The organism is Rhodococcus sp. MS13, assembly GCF_013277835.1.
Lineage (GTDB): Bacteria > Actinomycetota > Actinomycetes > Mycobacteriales > Mycobacteriaceae > Rhodococcus_F > Rhodococcus_F erythropolis.
On the sequence record NZ_VBTL01000002.1, the window covers coordinates 697,263 to 715,076 of the forward strand.

The 17,814-nt window shown below is 61.6% G+C and carries 20 protein-coding genes and 1 riboswitch; of the genes, 9 read left to right on the plus strand and 11 right to left on the minus strand.

Annotated elements, in window-relative coordinates:
• The first annotated feature begins 101 nt into the window (after positions 1-101).
• Positions 102-1,478 (plus strand): wax ester/triacylglycerol synthase family O-acyltransferase, encoded by a 1,377-nt coding sequence (locus tag FEZ59_RS05610; RefSeq protein ID WP_020906476.1) that lies wholly within the window; start codon positions 102-104, stop codon positions 1,476-1,478.
• Positions 1,479-1,496: 18 nt separating this feature from the next.
• Here the strand turns inward: FEZ59_RS05610 and FEZ59_RS05615 are convergent, their stop codons facing one another.
• Genes FEZ59_RS05615 through FEZ59_RS05625 form a run of 3 tightly spaced genes read right to left on the minus strand, consistent with a single transcriptional unit; the run spans position 1,497 to position 3,692 of the window.
• Entirely contained in the window at positions 1,497-1,817 is a 321-nt protein-coding gene (locus FEZ59_RS05615; protein WP_242459696.1) for a PPOX class F420-dependent oxidoreductase, read from the minus strand.
• A gap of 18 nt (positions 1,818-1,835) precedes the next feature.
• Positions 1,836-2,702 carry a hypothetical protein gene (locus tag FEZ59_RS05620; RefSeq protein WP_172932357.1) on the minus strand — a complete coding sequence of 289 codons (867 nt, stop codon included), beginning with the start codon at positions 2,700-2,702 and terminating at the stop codon, positions 1,836-1,838.
• Positions 2,703-2,714: 12 nt separating this feature from the next.
• Entirely contained in the window at positions 2,715-3,692 is a 978-nt protein-coding gene (locus FEZ59_RS05625; protein WP_172932358.1) for an HAD family hydrolase, read from the minus strand.
• A 177-nt stretch (positions 3,693-3,869) separates the two neighbouring features.
• On the opposite strand from FEZ59_RS05625, the gene FEZ59_RS05630 reads away from it, so the two are divergent.
• Complete coding sequence (locus FEZ59_RS05630; protein ID WP_021333201.1) at positions 3,870-6,230, plus strand: arylsulfatase; 2,361 nt, start codon at positions 3,870-3,872, stop codon at positions 6,228-6,230.
• A 15-nt stretch (positions 6,231-6,245) separates the two neighbouring features.
• Here the strand turns inward: FEZ59_RS05630 and FEZ59_RS05635 are convergent, their stop codons facing one another.
• The 5 genes from FEZ59_RS05635 to FEZ59_RS05655 all read right to left on the minus strand — a co-directional run bounded on the left by FEZ59_RS05635 (position 6,246) and on the right by FEZ59_RS05655 (position 10,956).
• The gene (locus tag FEZ59_RS05635) at positions 6,246-7,019 is read right to left on the minus strand and encodes an ABC transporter ATP-binding protein (protein WP_019747215.1); all 774 of its coding nucleotides are present in this window, start codon (positions 7,017-7,019) and stop codon (positions 6,246-6,248) included.
• Complete coding sequence (locus FEZ59_RS05640) at positions 7,016-8,056, minus strand: iron chelate uptake ABC transporter family permease subunit (protein WP_020906481.1); 1,041 nt, start codon at positions 8,054-8,056, stop codon at positions 7,016-7,018. Before FEZ59_RS05640 ends, FEZ59_RS05635 begins: the two co-directional genes overlap by 4 nt.
• On the minus strand, positions 8,053-8,805 hold the full coding sequence (locus tag FEZ59_RS05645; protein ID WP_031331362.1) for a class I SAM-dependent methyltransferase: 753 nt from the start codon (positions 8,803-8,805) through the stop codon (positions 8,053-8,055). Before FEZ59_RS05645 ends, FEZ59_RS05640 begins: the two co-directional genes overlap by 4 nt.
• Positions 8,806-9,819, minus strand: coding sequence for an ABC transporter substrate-binding protein (locus FEZ59_RS05650; RefSeq protein WP_070796288.1), 1,014 nt, complete (start codon positions 9,817-9,819; stop codon positions 8,806-8,808). It lies immediately after the preceding gene.
• Positions 9,820-9,876: 57 nt separating this feature from the next.
• Positions 9,877-10,058, minus strand: a riboswitch (cobalamin riboswitch).
• 40 nt (positions 10,059-10,098) lie between these two features.
• Positions 10,099-10,956, minus strand: a complete 858-nt coding sequence (locus FEZ59_RS05655) for a siderophore-interacting protein (RefSeq protein ID WP_019747219.1) — start codon at positions 10,954-10,956, stop codon at positions 10,099-10,101.
• A 482-nt stretch (positions 10,957-11,438) separates the two neighbouring features.
• On the opposite strand from FEZ59_RS05655, the gene FEZ59_RS05660 reads away from it, so the two are divergent.
• Positions 11,439-12,230, plus strand: coding sequence for an SDR family oxidoreductase (locus tag FEZ59_RS05660; protein WP_019747220.1), 792 nt, complete (start codon positions 11,439-11,441; stop codon positions 12,228-12,230).
• Positions 12,231-12,282: 52 nt separating this feature from the next.
• Here FEZ59_RS05660 and FEZ59_RS05665 read toward each other — a convergent pair whose 3' ends face one another.
• A complete protein-coding gene (locus FEZ59_RS05665) occupies positions 12,283-13,623 on the minus strand; it encodes a DUF1254 domain-containing protein (RefSeq protein ID WP_172932359.1) in 1,341 nt (446 codons plus the stop codon).
• A gap of 99 nt (positions 13,624-13,722) precedes the next feature.
• On the opposite strand from FEZ59_RS05665, the gene FEZ59_RS05670 reads away from it, so the two are divergent.
• The 4 genes from FEZ59_RS05670 (at position 13,723) to FEZ59_RS05685 (ending at position 16,279) form a co-directional block, all read left to right on the plus strand.
• Complete coding sequence (locus FEZ59_RS05670) at positions 13,723-14,124, plus strand: nuclear transport factor 2 family protein (protein WP_029537656.1); 402 nt, start codon at positions 13,723-13,725, stop codon at positions 14,122-14,124.
• Between the two features lie 164 nt (positions 14,125-14,288).
• Positions 14,289-14,444, plus strand: a complete 156-nt coding sequence (locus FEZ59_RS05675) for a DUF6131 family protein (protein ID WP_003945564.1) — start codon at positions 14,289-14,291, stop codon at positions 14,442-14,444.
• A gap of 136 nt (positions 14,445-14,580) precedes the next feature.
• Positions 14,581-15,057, plus strand: coding sequence for a hypothetical protein (locus FEZ59_RS05680; protein ID WP_019747223.1), 477 nt, complete (start codon positions 14,581-14,583; stop codon positions 15,055-15,057).
• A gap of 64 nt (positions 15,058-15,121) precedes the next feature.
• A complete protein-coding gene (locus tag FEZ59_RS05685) occupies positions 15,122-16,279 on the plus strand; it encodes an AI-2E family transporter (protein ID WP_019747224.1) in 1,158 nt (385 codons plus the stop codon).
• Positions 16,280-16,286: 7 nt separating this feature from the next.
• Here FEZ59_RS05685 and FEZ59_RS05690 read toward each other — a convergent pair whose 3' ends face one another.
• Positions 16,287-16,502, minus strand: a complete 216-nt coding sequence (locus FEZ59_RS05690) for a hypothetical protein (protein WP_019747225.1) — start codon at positions 16,500-16,502, stop codon at positions 16,287-16,289.
• 187 nt (positions 16,503-16,689) lie between these two features.
• On the opposite strand from FEZ59_RS05690, the gene FEZ59_RS05695 reads away from it, so the two are divergent.
• The gene (locus tag FEZ59_RS05695) at positions 16,690-16,959 is read left to right on the plus strand and encodes a DUF4235 domain-containing protein (RefSeq protein ID WP_007734706.1); all 270 of its coding nucleotides are present in this window, start codon (positions 16,690-16,692) and stop codon (positions 16,957-16,959) included.
• Between the two features lie 22 nt (positions 16,960-16,981).
• Here FEZ59_RS05695 and FEZ59_RS05700 read toward each other — a convergent pair whose 3' ends face one another.
• Complete coding sequence (locus FEZ59_RS05700; protein ID WP_019747226.1) at positions 16,982-17,389, minus strand: Rid family hydrolase; 408 nt, start codon at positions 17,387-17,389, stop codon at positions 16,982-16,984.
• 111 nt (positions 17,390-17,500) lie between these two features.
• Between FEZ59_RS05700 and FEZ59_RS05705 the strand changes: the two genes are divergently transcribed.
• Positions 17,501-17,716 (plus strand): BldC family transcriptional regulator, encoded by a 216-nt coding sequence (locus FEZ59_RS05705; protein ID WP_021333209.1) that lies wholly within the window; start codon positions 17,501-17,503, stop codon positions 17,714-17,716.
• The last annotated feature ends 98 nt before the right edge of the window (positions 17,717-17,814 follow it).

A 17,814-nucleotide genomic window follows, 5' to 3' on the forward strand; every position in this document is an offset into this window, starting at 1 on the left:
ATGTTTTGTCGGAGTCGCCAATGAGGGAAGTCAGGGCGAGTAACTTTGTCGAACAGCGGCTGATCGGTACTCCGGGCAGCTGCCCGAGAGAACGGATCGCCATGACGCTGATGCTGCCGCTCGACTCGATGTTCCTGCTGATGGAGTCACGAGAGCATCCCATGCACGTCGGTGGACTGTCGCTTTTCGTTCCGCCGGAAGGAGACGACGGCGAATTCGCCAGGTCGCTCTACCGTTCGCTCACCGACGTCGACTCGATTCGCCCCCTCTTCCGCCGCAAGCCGGTGCAGTTCTTGTCGAACTTCGCGCCGGTGCGTTGGACGGAGGACACGGATGTCGATCTCGAGTATCACGTCCGGTTGCTCGCGCTGCCCAAGCCGGGACGAGTCCGCGAATTGCTCGAGCTGACCTCCATGCTCCACGGCACGCTGCTCGATCGGCATCGGCCGCTGTGGGAGGCGTATGTGATCGAAGGTCTCGCCGACGGCCGAGTTGCCGTGTACATGAAGACGCACCATGCACTCATGGATGGTGTGTCTGCTGTTCAGGCGTGGTACCGCAGCCTCTCGTCGGACCCGCTCGATCGAGAATCGATGCCTCCGTGGGCGCAGCGACCTTCTTCGGGGCGGGTTCGAGCCAGTCGCGGGCTGGACCTGCAGAGGCGGGTGGGCTCCGTGATCGAGACCGTGCAAGATGTGGTCGGGGTGGGCCCTGCGATAGTGAACGCCGCTGCCTCGGCAGTGAAGGACCACGTCGCACCGTTGCCGTTTGCTGCCCCGAAATCGATCTTCAACGTCCCGATCACCGGAGCGAGGCGTGTCGCCGCACAGTCGTGGCCGATCGAGCGCCTGCGCAAGGTCAGTTGCGTTGCAGACGTGACGCTCAACGATGCGGTGTTGGCTATGTGTGCGGGCGCGCTGCGGCGATACCTGATCGAACTGGACGAGTTGCCGGACAAACCGTTGATCGCGATGGTGCCGGTATCACTTCGTAAAGGCGATGAGGGTGAGGCTTCCGGCAATGCTGTTGGTGCGGTGTTGTGTGATCTGGCAACCGAATTGGCGGATCCGGCGGCCAGACTTCAGAGAGTTCACGACTCGATGAGTAGCGCCAAGTCCCTGATGTCGGGCCTGACGCCCCTGCAGATCACGGCGCTCAGTGCATTGAATGTTGCCGGCCTCGGGTTGCCGCTGATCCCTGGTTCATCCCGACTGATCACTGGGCGCCCAGTCTTCAATCTGGTGATTTCCAACGTCCCCGGCCCGACGACGACGCGATACTGGAACGGCGCGAAGCTCGAGAGCTGCTATCCGGCATCGATTCCGTTGGACGGGCAGGCAATGAACATCACCGTCATCGGCTACGCGGACACCATGCAGTTCGGTCTCGTCGGCTGCCGCCGCAATGTTCCGCACCTGCAGCGGCTCCTGGGCCACCTCGAGGAATCACTGAGTGAACTCGAAGCCGCCGCAGGCTGATCAATTCGATTCGGGCATTCAGACGTCACGTCCGTTGACGACCAACTGGTGGACGTCCAGTTCTTTGTCGTCGAGGCCGAAGCTGATGATGCGTTCGGGGTGGATACGGATGATCGGTGCGTCGAGACCATGCGCACCAACACCCGTAACATCCAAAGCCTCTGCCCGTCCACGGATTTCGACACACCTGACCCGCCATGGATCTACAGATGCGATGTCGTCCACGACAAACGCGACCCGCCCGTTCTCCGCGACATTGTGAAACTTACGGCTGCCCGTCATGTTGTAACCGCTGATGTCGATCGTGGCTGTATCCGGGGGAACTGCTGTAGAGGTCAAGATCTCCGAACGTGCAACTCATTCCGTCTCGTCAAGGCCCTCTTCTGCTTCGTCGACCCGGCGCTCGGCCTCGCGAAGCTCATCCTCGGACTCTCGAACCGCGACGCCGGCAGCCTTCTCGGTGTTCTTGGCGAACTGTCGTTCCTGTTCTGCGTGTTCGAGATCGGCGCGGAGTTCTTCGATGCGGCGGTCGAGGTCGGACAGCTTTGACCTGGCATCCTCGAACTGGGCGGTCTCGGCCTTGACCCGTCGTCGGATTTTCTCGAGGTCTGCCCTGGCTTCCGTCAATTCTGCTTTCGCCTTGGCTTGTTCGGCCTTGCGATCCGGAGCAGTGGATTTGGCCGGAGCGCTGTCTTCGGTGTGGATCGCAGGGGCATCTTGTACGGAATCCTCCTCCACTACAGCAAGTCCCGCCGGCCCGAAACCGCTGTAACTGGCAGCGGTCACAACTCGTCCGAGTCGGACCTGCGCGGCAGTCTCCTCGTCGGACAGGGCGGCATTGAGGGTCTGCGCGACATCACGTAACGCATCCTCACCGGCATTCTTTCCACGCGAAGCCGCGATCTCACCGGATTTGTGGGCGAGACTTCGCACCACCTGCTGCCTCTGTGTCGTCAGCCGTCGCAAGTCCTGACCTGAGAGATGGCGTTGGGCGTCGCGTAGCGATTCGCCAAGCGCGAGAAGTGCATCCAGATCTTCGGATAGATTGCGCGAAATGAGATTGACCAACCATCCCACGGTGGTTGGCTTCCGAAGTTTTCCGATCTCCGCGGCCAGTGTGCGGTCGTTGTCCTCCCGGGCAGCCTTCACATGCTTTGTACGCGCCTCGACGAACTCGCCGGGGTCGAGGCCGTAGAGTTCGTCGGCGACATCATCGAGGGTCACACGTCCATACTGTCATTCGGCGAGTGGTTCGAAGACTGTCTTCCAGTCGTTTTTGATGCTCACCACTGTCCACCCGTTTGCGCGCGAGGCGTCGAGTGCGTGCTCGGCTCCGTCCACATAGTCGAACTCGCGTTCCGGATCGTCATGGAGCACCAGAAGTCGAAGTGCCGGAATGTTCGGGTGTTCGGCGAACTGCAACATAGGTAGGTCACCGTTGCTGTTTCCGGCCGCGATGACGGGTCGTCGACCGATTCGGTTCCATATCTGTACGGGCTTGGCCGGCCCGTCGTCGACGACATCGGTTTGGGGCTGACGAAGGATCGTGCCGCTGTGGCCGTCGTCCTTCCACGTCAATGCCACGCCGCTGCCGATGACGCGATCTCGGGGGATGCCGTAGACCTCCTGACTGATCGGCCGCATGAAATCACGTCCTCCGCCAGAGACTATGTAGTTGGAGAAGCCTTTGGCCGCAAGGTAATCGAGCAACTCCACCATGGGCGAATAGCTGCAGTGCAAATATTTGCGATCGAGAGTGGGATGCGAAGCAGTGCGCAGGTAGGTATCGGCGTGGGTTTCGAATTCGTCGACTGTGACTTCGGCGAATGCCGCCAGGACACCGGCCGCGAGCACCTTCAGTGCGCTGTCGTCGCCGCGATAGTGCTTCGAGATCACATCGTTCAACCAGGCGTAGTCCTGCTCGAAGGCCGCCTGCCACGGTTGACGGTTGCGAAGAGTCGGATCCTGGTTGGTCATCTCGACGAGGCGGCGCAAGATGAAGTCGAGTTGGATCGGCATCGGCTTCTCACACCACAGGGTTCCGTCGTTGTCGAAGACTGCGATCCGGTCTTCCGGTGCGATTTCGTCCGGACTTCCCTCAGTCGTCGCGCGTTCGACGAATCGCCTGATGGCTTGTTTCGACGTGCCGTCCTGCCAGCTCGGAAGCGGGTCAGGGTTATCGGAGGTGGAGGCTTCAACGAATTGACTGCTCATGTGGTCCCTGGCTTCCAGTGAGGTGATGACAGACCCGGCACTTTCATACTCGGACCTCCTGCCGAAGATGGCATCGCCCATTTCGGGCGACAGCGCTTCGGTGAGCACAATCGGGGTATGCGATTGACCATGCAGCCGTAGAGGCTGGCATTCAGATCACCTACAAGGAGCCAGGTCATGGCCAACGCATTCAAAGGCGTCGTCAACCTCGATATTCGCGATTCGATTCCCGACTGGAGCCCGTACGAGCAGCCGAAGGCTGCCGCCGGCACGCCGAACATTCTCTACATCGTTCTCGACGACGTCGGATTCGGCGCCTTGGGTTGCTACGGGGGACCGATCGAGACGCCGAACATCGACCGCATCGCGGGCAACGGATTGCGGTACGGGCAGTGGCACACCACAGCGCTGTGCTCACCGACGCGATCGTGTCTGCTCACCGGCCGGAACCACACGACCAACGGAATGGCTTGCATCAGTGAGTGCGCGGTCGGGTTTCCCGGCGGGAACGGTCACATCCCTCCCGAATGTGCCACGCTCGCCGAGGTTCTGGTCGAGCAGGGGTTCAGTACCGCGATGGTCGGCAAATGGCACCTCTGCGCCGAAGACGAGATGAATCTTGCTTCCACGAAACGGAATTGGCCGGTCGGTCGCGGATTCGAGCGGTTCTACGGCTTTCTCGGTGCCGAGACCAATCAGTGGTATCCCGACCTCGTCCACGACAACCACCCCGTCGAACAGCCGTCGACGCCGGAAGAGGGGTATCATTTCAGCGTCGACATCACCGACAGAGCGCTCGAATACATCGGCGACGTGAAGTCGATAGCTCCGGACCGGCCTGTATTTCTCTACTACGCACCCGGGTGCGCACACGCTCCACATCACGCGCCCCGCGAATGGGCCGATCGCTACGCGGGCAGGTTCGACGCAGGGTACGAAGCCATGCGGGATGAGATTCTGGCGAGGCAGAAGGACATGGGACTTGTCCCGAACGACACGACTCTGCCCTCACTCAACCCGATAGGCACTCCTGACACCCGCACCGGACCTGACGGCGAACCGTTCCCGCCGCTGGATTTCACCCGCCCCTGGGACACCCTCTCCGCTGACGAGCAACGACTGTTCTCACGGATGGCGGAGGTGTACGCGGGCTTCCTCTCGCACTGCGACGATCAGATCGGACGCTTGCTCGAATACCTCGAAGAAATCGAGCAGCTGGACAACACGATCATCGTGGTGGTTTCCGACAACGGTGCCAGCGGTGAGGGCGGACCCGACGGATCAGTCAACGAGAACAAAATCGCGAACGGGGTACCCGACGACCTCGCCGAGAACCTGGCAAAGCTGGACGAGTTGGGCAGCACCGAGACGTACAACCACTATCCCAACGGGTGGGCGATGGCGTTCAACACGCCCTTCAAGATGTGGAAGCGGTACTCGTTCAACGGCGGAACCTGCGACCCCTGCATCATCTCGTGGCCGGAGGGCATCGACGCCCGAGGCGAGATTCGAGATCAGTACCACCATGCCATCGACGTCGTCCCGACTCTGCTCGACTGCGTCGGTGTCGACTTGCCCGACACGGTGAAGGGATACACCCAGCACCCGATCCAAGGCGTGAGCATGCGGTACAGCTTCGACGCCGGCAACATCCCCACCGCCAAGCACACCCAGTTCTATTCGATGCTCGGAGGACGAGGGATTTGGCATGACGGGTGGAAGGCCGTCACCACGCACCCGACTCTGAGCGGGTGGGGTCATTTCTCGGAAGACACCTGGGAGCTCTACCACACGGAGGTGGACCGAGCCGAGCTCCGGAACCTTGCCGGCGAAGAACCCGGCAGGCTCGCCGAGCTCGTGGGGTTGTGGTTCCACGAGGCCGGCGCCAATCAAGCTCTGCCACTGGATGATCGGTCAGGTGTCGAACTCCTCACCACACCTCGCCCCCAGCTGGCTCCGCCGCGCAACCGGTACGTCTACCGTCCAGGGGGAGCCGAGGTACCGGAAGCCGTCGCTGTCAACCTTCGTAATCGTTCATACTCGATCGGGGCAGTTGTCGACTTGGCCGAACCGGGTGCGGCCGGCGTGCTCTTCTCTCATGGTGGCAGGTTCGGTGGTCACTCGCTGTACGTCAAGGACAACCGACTGCATTACGTGTACAACTTCCTCGGCAGTGAACAGCAGAAGATCGATGCCACCGAAGACCTTCCCATCGGCGAAAATGTAATCTTGGCAGCAACTTTCGACAAGGAAGGTGAGGATCCGCCGGGCACTGCGCACGGGGTGCTCGGCCTCTACTACGGCGATCGTAAAGTCGGTGAGGGCAGAATCCGCACTCAGCCAGGCAAGTTCAGCATCGGCGGCGGCGAAGGGCTCAATGCTGGCCGTGACAGCGGGGAGCCTGTGACCGACGACTACCCGGGTACCTCACCATGGGCGTTTACCGGTGGAACGCTCAGCCGGGTGGCGATCGACGTCAGTGGGGAACCGTACGTCGACCTCGAACGCGAAGCAGTGGCGATGCTCTCGCGTGAATGACAGATCTGCGTGCGTCTAATCCGAGCTGGGTGGAAGGTATCTCACGGTGGGTACTCCGCCGGGACCGTCCAGGCGGACTTCGGCATCGACCTGGTAGACCTCGGCTATCAGGTCGGCGGTGAGGACCTCGGTCGGGCTTCCGTGGGCAACGATGGAGCCACGGTTCAGCATCACTATCGAATCGCAGAACATGGCGGCCAGATTCAGATCGTGCAATGCCATGATCGTGGTGGTGGGCAGGCGACGCACGAGCGCGAGCAATTCGAGTTGATGGTTGATGTCCAGGTGATTGGTCGGTTCGTCGAGCAGCAACTCGTGAGGTTCCTGAGCGAGGGCGCGCGCGATCTGCACGCGTTGGCGCTCCCCGCCGGACAGGGTGTGCCACGACCGGTCGAGCATCCCGGAGAGGTTGGTGTGTTCGATCGCCGCGCGGACGGCGTCGCGGTCGGAACCTGAATGCCCGCCCCACAATCCGCGGTGCGGGGTGCGTCCCAATTCGACGACCTCGGCTACCGTCAGGTCGATCTCCGTGTTGCTGTGCTGATCGACGGTGGCAATCCGACGCGCGACATCTCGGCGTTTCCAGTCAGGCAACGGAGTTCGGTCCAGAGTCACCTCCCCGATTGTCGGACGGTTCTGCCCGGCAAGCAGTTTCAGCAGTGTCGATTTTCCCGAACCGTTGGGGCCGAGAAGCCCCACCGTACTTCCGACGGTGGGGGACACGTCGAGGGCGTCGACTATGAGCGCCCCGCCGACCCGCCAGCTGACGCCGGCCGCTTCGAGTGTCATGGCCTGGCCTTTCGTCTCCAGAGGATGACGGCAAACGCAGGCACGCCGACCAACGCGGTTACCACACCGGCCGGGAGTTCCTGCGGCGCAATGGCTGTACGTGCCACAGCGTCGACCCAGACCAGGAAGATCGAGCCGATCAGTGCGGACGCGGGCAGCAGTCGCCGATGGCTCGGACCGACGAGAGCCCGTGCCGCATGCGGGAGGACGAGGCCCACAAAGCCAATGGCGCCTGCGACGCTCACGATCACCGCCGTCATCAAAGCTGTTGCCAACAACAGGGTCACGCGCACTCGCCACACGTTCACCCCCAGCGACGACGCCGCGTCCTCGCCGAAGGCAAAGGCGTCGAGTGCGCGGGAGTGAGTCAGACAGACCACGAGGCCGACGGCGACCACCGCAGCGCAGAGCGCGACGTCGAGCCAGTCGGCGCCGCCGAGTGAGCCCAGGAGCCAGAACATCACGCCGCGAGTCTGCTCGGGATCGGCCGAGGTGATCACGATGAACGAGGTGAGCGCCGAGAACAGTTGGGTCGCGGCGACTCCGGCCAGGATCACCCGATCCGGCGTGCCGCCGGCCGCATGGGCGAGCAGCAGCACAAGGGCGAAGGAGATCACCGCGCCGATGAAAGCGCCGCTCGACAAGCCGATCACCCCCGACCCGACTCCGAGGATCACGATCAGTACGGCACCGGTCGAGGCGCCGGACGAGATACCGAGGACAAATGGATCAGCCAGTGGATTGCGAAGCAGAGACTGCATGATCGCCCCGCACAGCCCGAGGCCCGCACCGCAGAGCGCGGCGAGCAGAGTACGTGGCAGACGAAGATCCCACACGATGCCGTCGCGGATAGGGGTGACGTCCGCCGCGGTACCGCCGAGATGGCCGACGACGATCGAGGCCACCTCACCGACCGACAGACCGGCCGGCCCCAACGTGATCGCCACGGCGGCCGACCCGGCCAGCGTGACAACACCGATCACCCACAGCAGGGTGACGGTCGTCGGGTTGTCACGCAGGCGAACTCTTGTCGTCATCTCACGCCGTAGACCACGTAGTCGTCGAACAGTTGCCAGACCGTTCCCGACTCTCGAAAACCTGCTTGCGCGAGCGCCGCCAACTGGAAGTCGACGGCAGTGGGCGCGGTAGCGTCGCGTCCGGCGAATCTGCGCTCACGCTCGTCGGTCAGTGGTCCGATGCCGGGAGTTGCCCGCAACTCCTCCCACCAGCTGTCCCACTCGGGAGCACCGGCAGCAAAGGCGGAGCGTTGCGTCTGCTCGTCGTGAGCCTTCGCCCATCGACCGATGACAGGGAAGCGGCTGTCGAAGCGAAAGTGATCACCGTTGAGCAGGACTCCGTCAGGACTCAGCAGTTCGCGGCACTGCCGGTACACCTCGACGAGCTGTTGCGGTTGTAACCAGTGCAGCGCAGTTGTCGACACTATCGCCTGCACCGGTGCAGTCACCGAAGTCGGCCAATCGGTGCTCAGCAGGTCTGCGTCGACCAGCTGCAGTCGGTCTCCGAAACGAGTCGACGACTGACGGGCGACTTCCAGCAGCATCGGGTCGTAATCGATCCCCACAACGCTCGCGTGCTTGAACTTCTCGAGGATCCGGGCGCTCAGTGAGCCCGGTCCGCAGGCCAGGTCGACAACCGTGAACGGGGTGTGCGCGTACTGCAATTCGAGAACGTCGAGAATCGCGTCGAATCGCTTTTCGCGGTCGGCGATGTATGCCGCCTGCTGGTCGTCCCACTGACGCACCAGTTCACTGATCTCCGCGGACATCTAGACCACACCCAACTGGCGCAGCCCGTCGGAGAGCTGTTCGATGCCACCGACATTGCGGATCGAGGGATCCATCGTCGTTCCCTCGAGGATGATGTAACGCTTGTTCTTCACTGCGGTGAGCTTGCTGGCGACCGGGTCCGATTCGAGGAACGCGATCTTGTCTGCGGCACTGTCGCCGTCTCCGCCGCGGTCGAGATCTGCGAGCACCAGCACGGTCGGGTCACGATCGAGCACACTCTCCCAACCGATTTCGGGCCAGTACTGTTTGTTGTCGTCGAAGGCGTTCTTCGCGCCCACCGCGTCGGTCATGATTCCCGGTGCACCGCAGCACCCGGCGAAGTACGGAGTCTTCGTGGCTGCGTACCACCACGCCAGCGTCACGTTTTCGGCTCCCAGCGACGCCGTGGCGGTGGCCGCGCGATCCTTCAAACTCTCGGTCAGCTCGACACCTTTGTCCTTGACGTCGAACAGTGTTGCCACGTCGCCGATTTCGGCGTACAAGTCGTCGAGTGTGAGGGCCTTGCTCTGCTCGGCATCCTGACCGGTGCACTCGCTGGGCGACTGGTACGTCGCGACCCCGAGGTCGGTGAACTTGGTCCGGTCGGCGATGCCTTCCGAGGTGAACGTGTAATTGAAGGTCGTGTAGACCATGTCCGGTTCGCGTTCGAGGACACTCTCGAAGGACGGGAACTCGGTGTCGAAAGCTTGAACCTGACCGCGTGCCTCACGTAATTCGGGGAGTACGTCGTCGTCGCTCATGGCGTAGCCGGCCATCCGGTCCTGCACTCCCAGTGCGAACAGCATTTCGGCCGCAGGCTGATTTACCGCGATCGCCCGTTCGATCGGTCGCTCCACCGTGACGTCTCGGCCACAGTTCTGGACTGTCACGCGCGATTGTTCGGAAGAGTTGGACTGTTGGGCAGCACTGTCGTCGGAGGAGCAGGCAACCAACGACGCGCTCAACAAGGCCGCGACGGCAGCGGCGGGTAGGCGAAGTCTGGACAGACGCATGGAATCTCGTTCTCGCAGGGGCTCGTTCGCGGAGCCCGTTACCGTGTGAACAGGCGCCTGTTGACCCCTGCTGCCAGCCGGTATTCGGACTCGAGATCGCCCCACCCGAGCGCCTTCCCAGATTTTCATCCAGTGGCGTAAGCCCGGGCGGTCACCCTCACCGCTGCGCGTCAGTTCCGGATTCACACCGGATTCCCTGACCCCCTGTGTGGAGGTCCGCTGGCACAGAGGAACTTATCACCGCAGTGCACGGCCGGTCAGGTCGGCCGGTGTACGCGATCAGATCTCGATGGCCAGGTCGTCGATGTCGGTCAGGGTTCCACCGCCGGCGAGGATTCGCTCGTAGTTCTCGCGCCGACGGAGGTCGATTTCGGTGTTGCTGATGCCGCGCTTCCAGTAACCGAATATCGCGACGTCGTCTTTGTCGAGTCCGACGGTCGACCGAAAGTGCTTACGGATTGCGCGCATCTCGTTGCGTTCACCGGCTCCCCACACGACGTAGCTCGCGGGATCGGCGAGCTCGCGTGCTCGTACCGCCAGTGGGCCGTCGGGCTCGGCGAGATCTGCGCTCACGCGGTGAAGTTCCAGGCCGGGGAGGGCGGGCAGTTCGGCGAAAGCGACCTCGTCATCTGTTGTGACCCAGCCGATTCCGACCACGTCGGTAGGTAGCTGCTCGATGATCGAGTACAGCGCAGGTATTGCGGTGCCGTCCAGAAAAAGTGCGATCCGTCGACCTGGAACGTCGGGGACCAAGAAGTGTGGTCGCGGACCGGTGAGACCGAAGGTGTCACCGATGGTCAACGCCGCTGCCCACCTCATCATCGGGCTGGTCTGTCCGTGCAGGACCACGTCGATGACGATCGATCCGGTGGCGGAATCGTAGGAACGCACCGTGTACACACGCGAAGCGTCGTCGAAATTGGGCCCGAGATTCATTCGTACGGTGACGTTCGGGCGTGACCAGGTCGGATCGTCGGTCGACTCCGTCAAACGAGCCGTGATCCGCAGCAGGTGGTCGCTCGGTCGCTCCATTGCTTCGACGACGGCGAGAACGTCGTTGAGTCCGCGATTGTGGTCAGCGGTTCGTAGGACGCTCGCCCGGGGAGTTGTTGTGCTCGTGGCGTCTGCATGTGTCATCGACTGTGCTCCTGGATCGGGTTTTCGAGATGCCATCAGGTTAGTGCTGCCTAAGTCGGCACAGTTGTCCAGAAGTGACATCTGATTACCTGAATCAAACCTGCGTCGCGAACAACGCGTTTGAGCGACTTGTACTCGCGCTGCTACGGTGCCTGTGATGTCCATACGCCGCTGTACTCTCGATTCCGGCCGTGCACTGCGCACGGCCCGATTCGGCGTAGCGACATTCCGCCGGGGGCGTAAGGCGATCGACCGCCGCCCCTCTGGTCTTGTCTGGATCGAAAGAGCCTTGGCCGCACCGGCCGGATCCGTCTGACATTCGCCACTTCGGCGAGCATTACCTCGCTGAGATTTCGCAGTGCCACACCTGTTGCAGTGCTGCGTATTTCCCGTACCTGAAGTTTCTCGCGGGTGAGTTGTGAGTGTCGGCGCCGCCGAGCCTGGATTACCAGCCAACTCGTTTTCGTGAAAGGTACACAGCAATGAATCGTTTCGAAGGTCGTCGTATTCTCGTCACCGGCGCAGGATCGGGAATCGGGCAGGCCACGGCGCTGCGGTTGCTCGCCGAAGGTGGCCGCGTGGTCGCTGCCGACATCTCCGAGAAGGGTCTGGCAGACACCCGGAGGTCGGCTGAACATGCCTCGACGGAGGGTCGTCTCGACACCGTCGTCGTCGATATCGGTGACGAGAGTTCCGTCATCACGGTTGTGGGTCAGGCAATTTCGGCTCTCGGGGGATTGGACGTACTGGTCAACGCCGCCGGGATATTGCGAGGCGGGCACACCCACGAGACCTCACTGGACTTGTGGAATCAGGTGATCTCCGTGAACTTGACCGGCACCTTCCTCGTCACTCGTCAGGCACTGCCAGCTCTCCTGGCCACCGGCAACGCAGTGGTGGTGAATTTCAGCTCCACCTCCGCAGCCTTCGCGCACCCGTACATGGCCGCATATGCGGCGAGTAAGGGAGGAATCCAGTCCTTCACTCACACACTGGCTCTCGAATACGGCAAGCAGGGTCTGCGCGCCGTCGCGGTAGCTCCGGGCAGTGTGAAGAGCGGGATCACCGACACCACGGCGTCGTACCTGCCGGAAGACACCGACTGGTCGCTCTTCGGCAAGCTGTCGCCAATTCTGAGCACTGATCTGGAGTCCGGTGGTGCTCCCATGGCCGGGCCGGAAAGTGTTGCGGGAGTTATCGCGATGCTGGCATCCGACGATGGTGCCTTCATCACCGGCACGGAGATCCGTGTGGACGGCGGCACTCACGCCTGATTCTGTGTCCGTCTGACGGCCTGGCCTGGGGCAGGCCGTCAGACGTGAGCCGTCATTCTCGCGAGCGAGTGATAGCGGGGACGACGTAGGACTGATCGAGTACGGCGGGCGAAGGTTCGTACATTCTCAGGACCGGTCGGAAGTCTCCGCGCGGGCAGGGGAGCCAGTTCGCCTTCGCCGTGGCATCTTTCGGCTCCTCGTGACTGATTGTGATCGTCAACGCACCGTCGGCGTCGTGGACGATGCCGGGAGTGCGGTCGCCGATCGAGTATCGGTCGATGGGGTTCGCCACGAGGAAGAAGTCCGGCACCGAGTACATCGTCAGCGACCAGAAGGCGCTCACCGGCGGAGTGGGGTCGAGTCTGATCGTGTAGGTGCGGTTTCCGTTCAATTGCGTTCCCTGATCGTCGACGTAGGTCATGATGTACGCCGCTTCGTAGGGGTGGTTGCCCCACAGCCCGCCCTTGGCCGCCGCCGCTCGTTCGATGATTCGCAACCTGGGATCGGCGATCTTGAATTGTGGATCGTCGATTGCACCGACCTCGAAGTAGTCGAGGTTGTAGTCGAAGGCGTGGAAAGTCAGCTTCCAACCGTTGGCCTCGGGGCTGGAGCCGTGCGTGAGTGCTTCGTGCAGATTCTTCTCTCCGGCGGTCAACCGGTCCGCGAGCGCCGCAGCGTCGTCGGCAGACAGCGATACATAGGGAGAGGCCCCGTGCTCGGTGACTCCGATCGGTGAGAACGAATCCTGGAGTTCTCGATCGCGCGGGGCCGGCGGAAAGGCCTGCGACCAGATGCGGAGTTTCTCGAGGAAGAGGTGGTCCTGGCTGACCTCGGAGTCGGGGACCGGTAGACCGGCCGGAACCCCGGCGGAGTCGACGACGGTCAGGGTGGTGGCGTCCTGCAAGGCGTGCACGGCGGGGAGGTCGTCGTCGCCGCCGCACGCCCACCGACCGACGATCGATGCAACGGTCGTGGGAAATCTGATCACTGTGGTCTGGGCGGTCGGGGTTCCGGTCCAGGTGGGTGGGACGAGAAGGAAGTCTCCGCTCTTGGTGCCGGTGGCACGGTGCCCGACGTAAGCGAAATTGTTTGTCCAGGCGTCGACGAACTGGAGGACGTAGTAACGGCCATCGGTATCGGGGACGTGCAGCGCAACGGGGCCGACAGAAAGGTCGATCTGCGCCATGGAATACACGGTGTCGTTGTTGATCGTGACAAAAGTATCTGCCGGGCCGGCGAGTGTGCGGGCGTGACTGAAGGTGTTGAAAGGTGCGGCGGGGTTCGCTCCGACACCGTCGTGAACGTACCGATGGACCTGGTCGAGATTGAAAACGAGGGGAAATCCGTAGATGTACGCCTGAGCTGCAAGCTCGGTGCGACTGGTGTCTGTCATCTCTGCCCTCTCGTAGTTCGTCGGTTCGACGTCCACCTTGCGGGAACCCTGCCGTCGAGGCATCACCCGCCGAGGGTGACGACGGTAGAGGGAGAGGCCATGTCGGATCAGGAAACAGCGGTGCTGACTGCAACTGCAGACGAGTGGAACGTCGCGATGTGCTCGAACGACGCCGAACGGATCGGCGACTTCATGGCCGACGACTGGGTGATCGTCTCGGAATCCGGGGTATCCACCAAGGCGGAGTTTCTGGGTTTCGTGGCCTCTGGCGACCTGACTCATTCGGCGATGGATCGCGTCGGGCGCGCTCGCGTGCGTTTCTTCGGTGACGTTGCGCTTTTCACCACGCGGATCACCAATACTGCGCACTACGACGGAAGGCAGTACGACGCCGAGGAGTGGACCACCGACGTGTTCGCCCGGCGAGACGGTCGTTGGCGCTGCGTGTTGAGCCACATCACGCCGGCCGTCGAGGCCAAGATCGAAGGCATCGAACCGTGAGGGATAAGAAAAAGAAAGGCCAATGTTTTAACGCCGACATTATTGGGTAGTAATACGAGTTTCGTATTGATGATGTCGATTATCGGATTTCTTGATTGTGAAGTTTTTGTAGTAGCGTCAGTTGAGTAGATCATTTCTATACGCATACCGGATGAGGTTCTCACATGATTGTTCTCGGCATTATTCTGGCGTTGATCGGCTTTTTCACGGGGTTGAGCATTCTGACCACCGTCGGCATCATTCTGGTCGTCGTAGGTGCAGTTTTGTCCATCCTCGGTGCTACCGGGCGTGCAGTGGGCGGACGAAAAGTCTGGTATTGATCGATACTGCGCGAGTAGCTGAGAAGGCGGTACCTGATCTCTTCGGAGATCGAGTACCGCTTTTTCGTTCTCCAATTGATTTTCGGTGTCTCTACCCGAAAGTATCGCTCTGAGCTGCGTCGGGTAAACATGAAGGATGCTTTCTCGAGATCATGCGGAAGAGAAACCTGTGGAGAGATTCAGGTTTCCTCGCAGATGGAATCAAGTTGACGAGTCACGCCGCGGTTTGGTGTTGGCGTGGGTGGCCTTCACACTGACGTTCGGTGGAGCACGTCTGGTGACCTGGTTGATCCAGATCGACACCAGGGACGTCGGCGACATCAGTGCCGGTGGGACGCACCTTCACCATTACCTGTGGGGAATTCTCCTGTTGGCCGGGGTGGCGATCTTCGGCCTCGTAGACCGAAGCCCTCGCGCACGAACATGGATGGGCATCGCGTTGGGTATTGCACTCGGGCTCATCGTCGACGAGGCCGCGTTGCTGATCACTCTCGACGACGTCTACTGGCAGAGCGACGGTTGGCCCAGTATCGCCATCGCAGTGTCGATCATCGGAGTTGTGGGAACCGGGCTGGCACTGACCCGAAGCGGAGCGGAGAGGCCTCGAGGTTGATCCGACTACGGCACGGGTACTCACTCCCGTGCCGGGAAGTCGCGCGGATCGTGAGGTGGCTTGAATGGATCCCAGTTCCGCAGACCGTTCACCGGACTCCGAAAGTGAAGTCCAAGCCGTAGATCCGATGGTGGAAGCGGAACGCGAAGCCGCAGCATTGGCGACGCCTGTCCGGCCGCTGGGTGAGCCCGGACCGAGATTCGACCGTCGGTCACCGTTCTTCATCGGTCTGAGCGCCGCGGCCGGAGTTGCCGTGACTTATGCGGTGATCGAAGTGCTGCTTGCGGCGCGAGGCATGCTGATCCTGATCGTGGTCGCGCTGTTTCTCGCGGTGGGCATCGAACCGATGATCGTCTGGCTGGAGCGGAGACATTTCCGGCGCTGGATCGCAGTCACCGTGGTACTCCTCGGAATTGCAGTGATGTTGGCGCTGTTTCTCGTTGCTGCGATCACCCCGCTGGTCGAGCAGGGACGTCAGTTTGCATCACACGCTCCCGAACTCCTGACACACATTCGTGACCGGTACCCGATCGTCAACGACCTCGACGAGAAGTATCACCTCGAGCAGCACCTCACCACGCAACTGGATGGTTCGGGTTCTGCGCTCGCGACGGGTTTGCTCGGTGCGGGGCGGGCGGTGTTCAGCGCAGTCGCCGACGCCGGAATCGTTGCTGTACTGACGACGTACTTCTTGATCGACTATCCACGAATCCGCACGAATCTGTATCGGCTGGTGCCACATTCGCGGCGGCCCCGAGCAATCGCCATCGGTGATCAGATACTGGCAGGTGTGGGTGGGTACGTCCTCGGCAATGTTCTGATCTCCGTGATCACCGCAGTGTGCACCTTCGCGTGGTTGTTGATCTTCGACGTGCCGTACCCGTTGATCCTGGCGCTGCTGGTCGCTCTGCTCGATCTGATCCCGATAGTCGGTTCCACGATCGCAGGGGTTATCGTCGCCCTGGTCTCCCTGACAGTCTCTGTCCCAACGGCATTGGCGACAGTTGCATTCTTCATCGCGTTACGTCTGCTCGAGGACTACCTGCTCGTTCCGAAGATCATCGGGAAGACGGTAGCGGTCCCGGCGTTGGTGACTGTGGTCGCGGTCCTGTTGGGCGGAGCGTTGCTCGGTATTGTCGGTGCGTTGCTGGCGATTCCGGTCGCTGCGGCCTTGCTGTTGCTCGCAAGAGAAACGCTCTTCCCTCGCCTCGACGCTTCTTGACCGGTTTCTATCGGACGCTTCGCGCGCGACGCCGCGAACCAGGATTCGGCTTGGGGCACATCCGAGTCGGGATGGTTTCCCCTTCGTCGGTGATACGGAATACCGATACTTTCTCGCTACACCCGTGATTCAGATCGACCGCGTATGCGATGGCGGCGCGATCCGAGACGAAATCTTCCATCACCGTAGTACCGTCCGGTAGTTCGATTCTGTAGTTTTCCATGACTTACACAACCTTCTTTCGCTAAGACGATCCTACCCGGCCCGCGAAATGGCAAACCGTGGAACATAACGTGCGACAGTCAACTTCGCGCCGCGCCGGTGCAATGTTTCGACAGTTCGCCTGCGGGGTAGTGAGAGTCGGTCAGCCCGCTCAGGCGGTACGAATCGAACCATGGAGGATCCGCGCAATGAGCGCAGTATCGAAAGCGATGTACAAGCCACTCTCACTGGCGACGAGCGTCCTCGGCGGCATTCTGGCCGGCGCCGTCTTCCAACAGGTGTGGAAGCGCATCGGTGACGACAAGAATGCGCCCGAGCCAAAAGATTTGAGCAGGTCGAGTAAGGAAGTCCTGATCGCCGCCGCCCTGCAGGGAGCCATCTTCGCTGTTGTGCGAGCAGCTGTGGATCGTGCGGGGGCAAAGGGCTACCAGGCCCTTGCTCACGAAGATCCCCGGTAGGAACGCCCGGTTCGGTTCGAGTTCAGTCGACGACGGCCGCGATTGCCTCGATCTCGACCAGTTGATCGTCGTAACCGAGAACGGTCACACCCATCAGAGTGCTTGGGGCGTCGTGATCACCGAACGCGTCGCGGACTACCTCCCACGCAGCAACGAGGTCGGCTTGATTGCTCGACGCCACCAGGACGCGGGTGTTGATCACGTCGGTGATGGACGCGCCCGCGTCCGAGAGAGCTGTTCTCAGGTTGTCGACGGCCTTGGCTGCCTGTCCTGCGTAGTCGCCGATGGCGGCAGTGGAGCCGTCCTCGTTCAACGGGCAGGATCCGGCCAGGAAGATCAGTCGAGCCTCGGCGGGAGCCGTTGCTGCATAGGCGTATTCAGCGACCGATGAGAGTGATGTGGAACGGATCAGAGTTACCGACTTCGACATATTTTCCCCAAGGAATAGTAAAGTTTTGCAGCGAGTCTTTCACAGCGCGCCAGGGGTTGCCAATTCATTGTCGGACCCATCCATCCACGCTACGGCTACGAATCACTGTCAATGAGCCGAGAAGAAGAGCACGCAGCATCTGTCGACGAATGGCTGACAACCAAACAGGTTGCCGCACTGTTCCATGTCGACAGGACCACGGTGTCCAGGTGGGCGAGGGAGGGCAAGGTCGGCACTCTGAGAACGCTTGGCGGACATCGGAGATACCGACGTTCGGAGATCGAGAAGTTGTTGCGCAACCGTTTGACGACGCTTGATCCGAACTAGCCTCCGACATGAAACAGACAGGTCGCCGAGCACGATGAGGGCTCGGCGACCTGTCTGGTCAGGATGAAGTAATTACGCCTTGGGGACGCGGATGATGA

Coding starts and splice junctions, on each gene's coding strand:
- FEZ59_RS05695 (WP_007734706.1), top strand. CDS start 16,690: ATGAGCGCAGTATCGAAAGCGATGTACAAGCCACTCTCACTGGCGACG.
- FEZ59_RS05650 (WP_070796288.1), bottom strand. CDS start 9,819: ATGCGTCTGTCCAGACTTCGCCTACCCGCCGCTGCCGTCGCGGCCTTG.
- FEZ59_RS05675 (WP_003945564.1), top strand. CDS start 14,289: ATGATTGTTCTCGGCATTATTCTGGCGTTGATCGGCTTTTTCACGGGG.
- FEZ59_RS05700 (WP_019747226.1), bottom strand. CDS start 17,389: ATGTCGAAGTCGGTAACTCTGATCCGTTCCACATCACTCTCATCGGTC.
- FEZ59_RS05690 (WP_019747225.1), bottom strand. CDS start 16,502: ATGGAAAACTACAGAATCGAACTACCGGACGGTACTACGGTGATGGAA.
- FEZ59_RS05685 (WP_019747224.1), top strand. CDS start 15,122: ATGGATCCCAGTTCCGCAGACCGTTCACCGGACTCCGAAAGTGAAGTC.
- FEZ59_RS05660 (WP_019747220.1), top strand. CDS start 11,439: ATGAATCGTTTCGAAGGTCGTCGTATTCTCGTCACCGGCGCAGGATCG.
- FEZ59_RS05655 (WP_019747219.1), bottom strand. CDS start 10,956: ATGACACATGCAGACGCCACGAGCACAACAACTCCCCGGGCGAGCGTC.
- FEZ59_RS05610 (WP_020906476.1), top strand. CDS start 102: ATGACGCTGATGCTGCCGCTCGACTCGATGTTCCTGCTGATGGAGTCA.
- FEZ59_RS05665 (WP_172932359.1), bottom strand. CDS start 13,623: ATGACAGACACCAGTCGCACCGAGCTTGCAGCTCAGGCGTACATCTAC.
- FEZ59_RS05625 (WP_172932358.1), bottom strand. CDS start 3,692: ATGAGCAGTCAATTCGTTGAAGCCTCCACCTCCGATAACCCTGACCCG.
- FEZ59_RS05630 (WP_021333201.1), top strand. CDS start 3,870: ATGGCCAACGCATTCAAAGGCGTCGTCAACCTCGATATTCGCGATTCG.
- FEZ59_RS05670 (WP_029537656.1), top strand. CDS start 13,723: ATGTCGGATCAGGAAACAGCGGTGCTGACTGCAACTGCAGACGAGTGG.
- FEZ59_RS05635 (WP_019747215.1), bottom strand. CDS start 7,019: ATGACACTCGAAGCGGCCGGCGTCAGCTGGCGGGTCGGCGGGGCGCTC.
- FEZ59_RS05705 (WP_021333209.1), top strand. CDS start 17,501: ATGAGCCGAGAAGAAGAGCACGCAGCATCTGTCGACGAATGGCTGACA.
- FEZ59_RS05645 (WP_031331362.1), bottom strand. CDS start 8,805: ATGTCCGCGGAGATCAGTGAACTGGTGCGTCAGTGGGACGACCAGCAG.
- FEZ59_RS05680 (WP_019747223.1), top strand. CDS start 14,581: ATGCTTTCTCGAGATCATGCGGAAGAGAAACCTGTGGAGAGATTCAGG.
- FEZ59_RS05640 (WP_020906481.1), bottom strand. CDS start 8,056: ATGACGACAAGAGTTCGCCTGCGTGACAACCCGACGACCGTCACCCTG.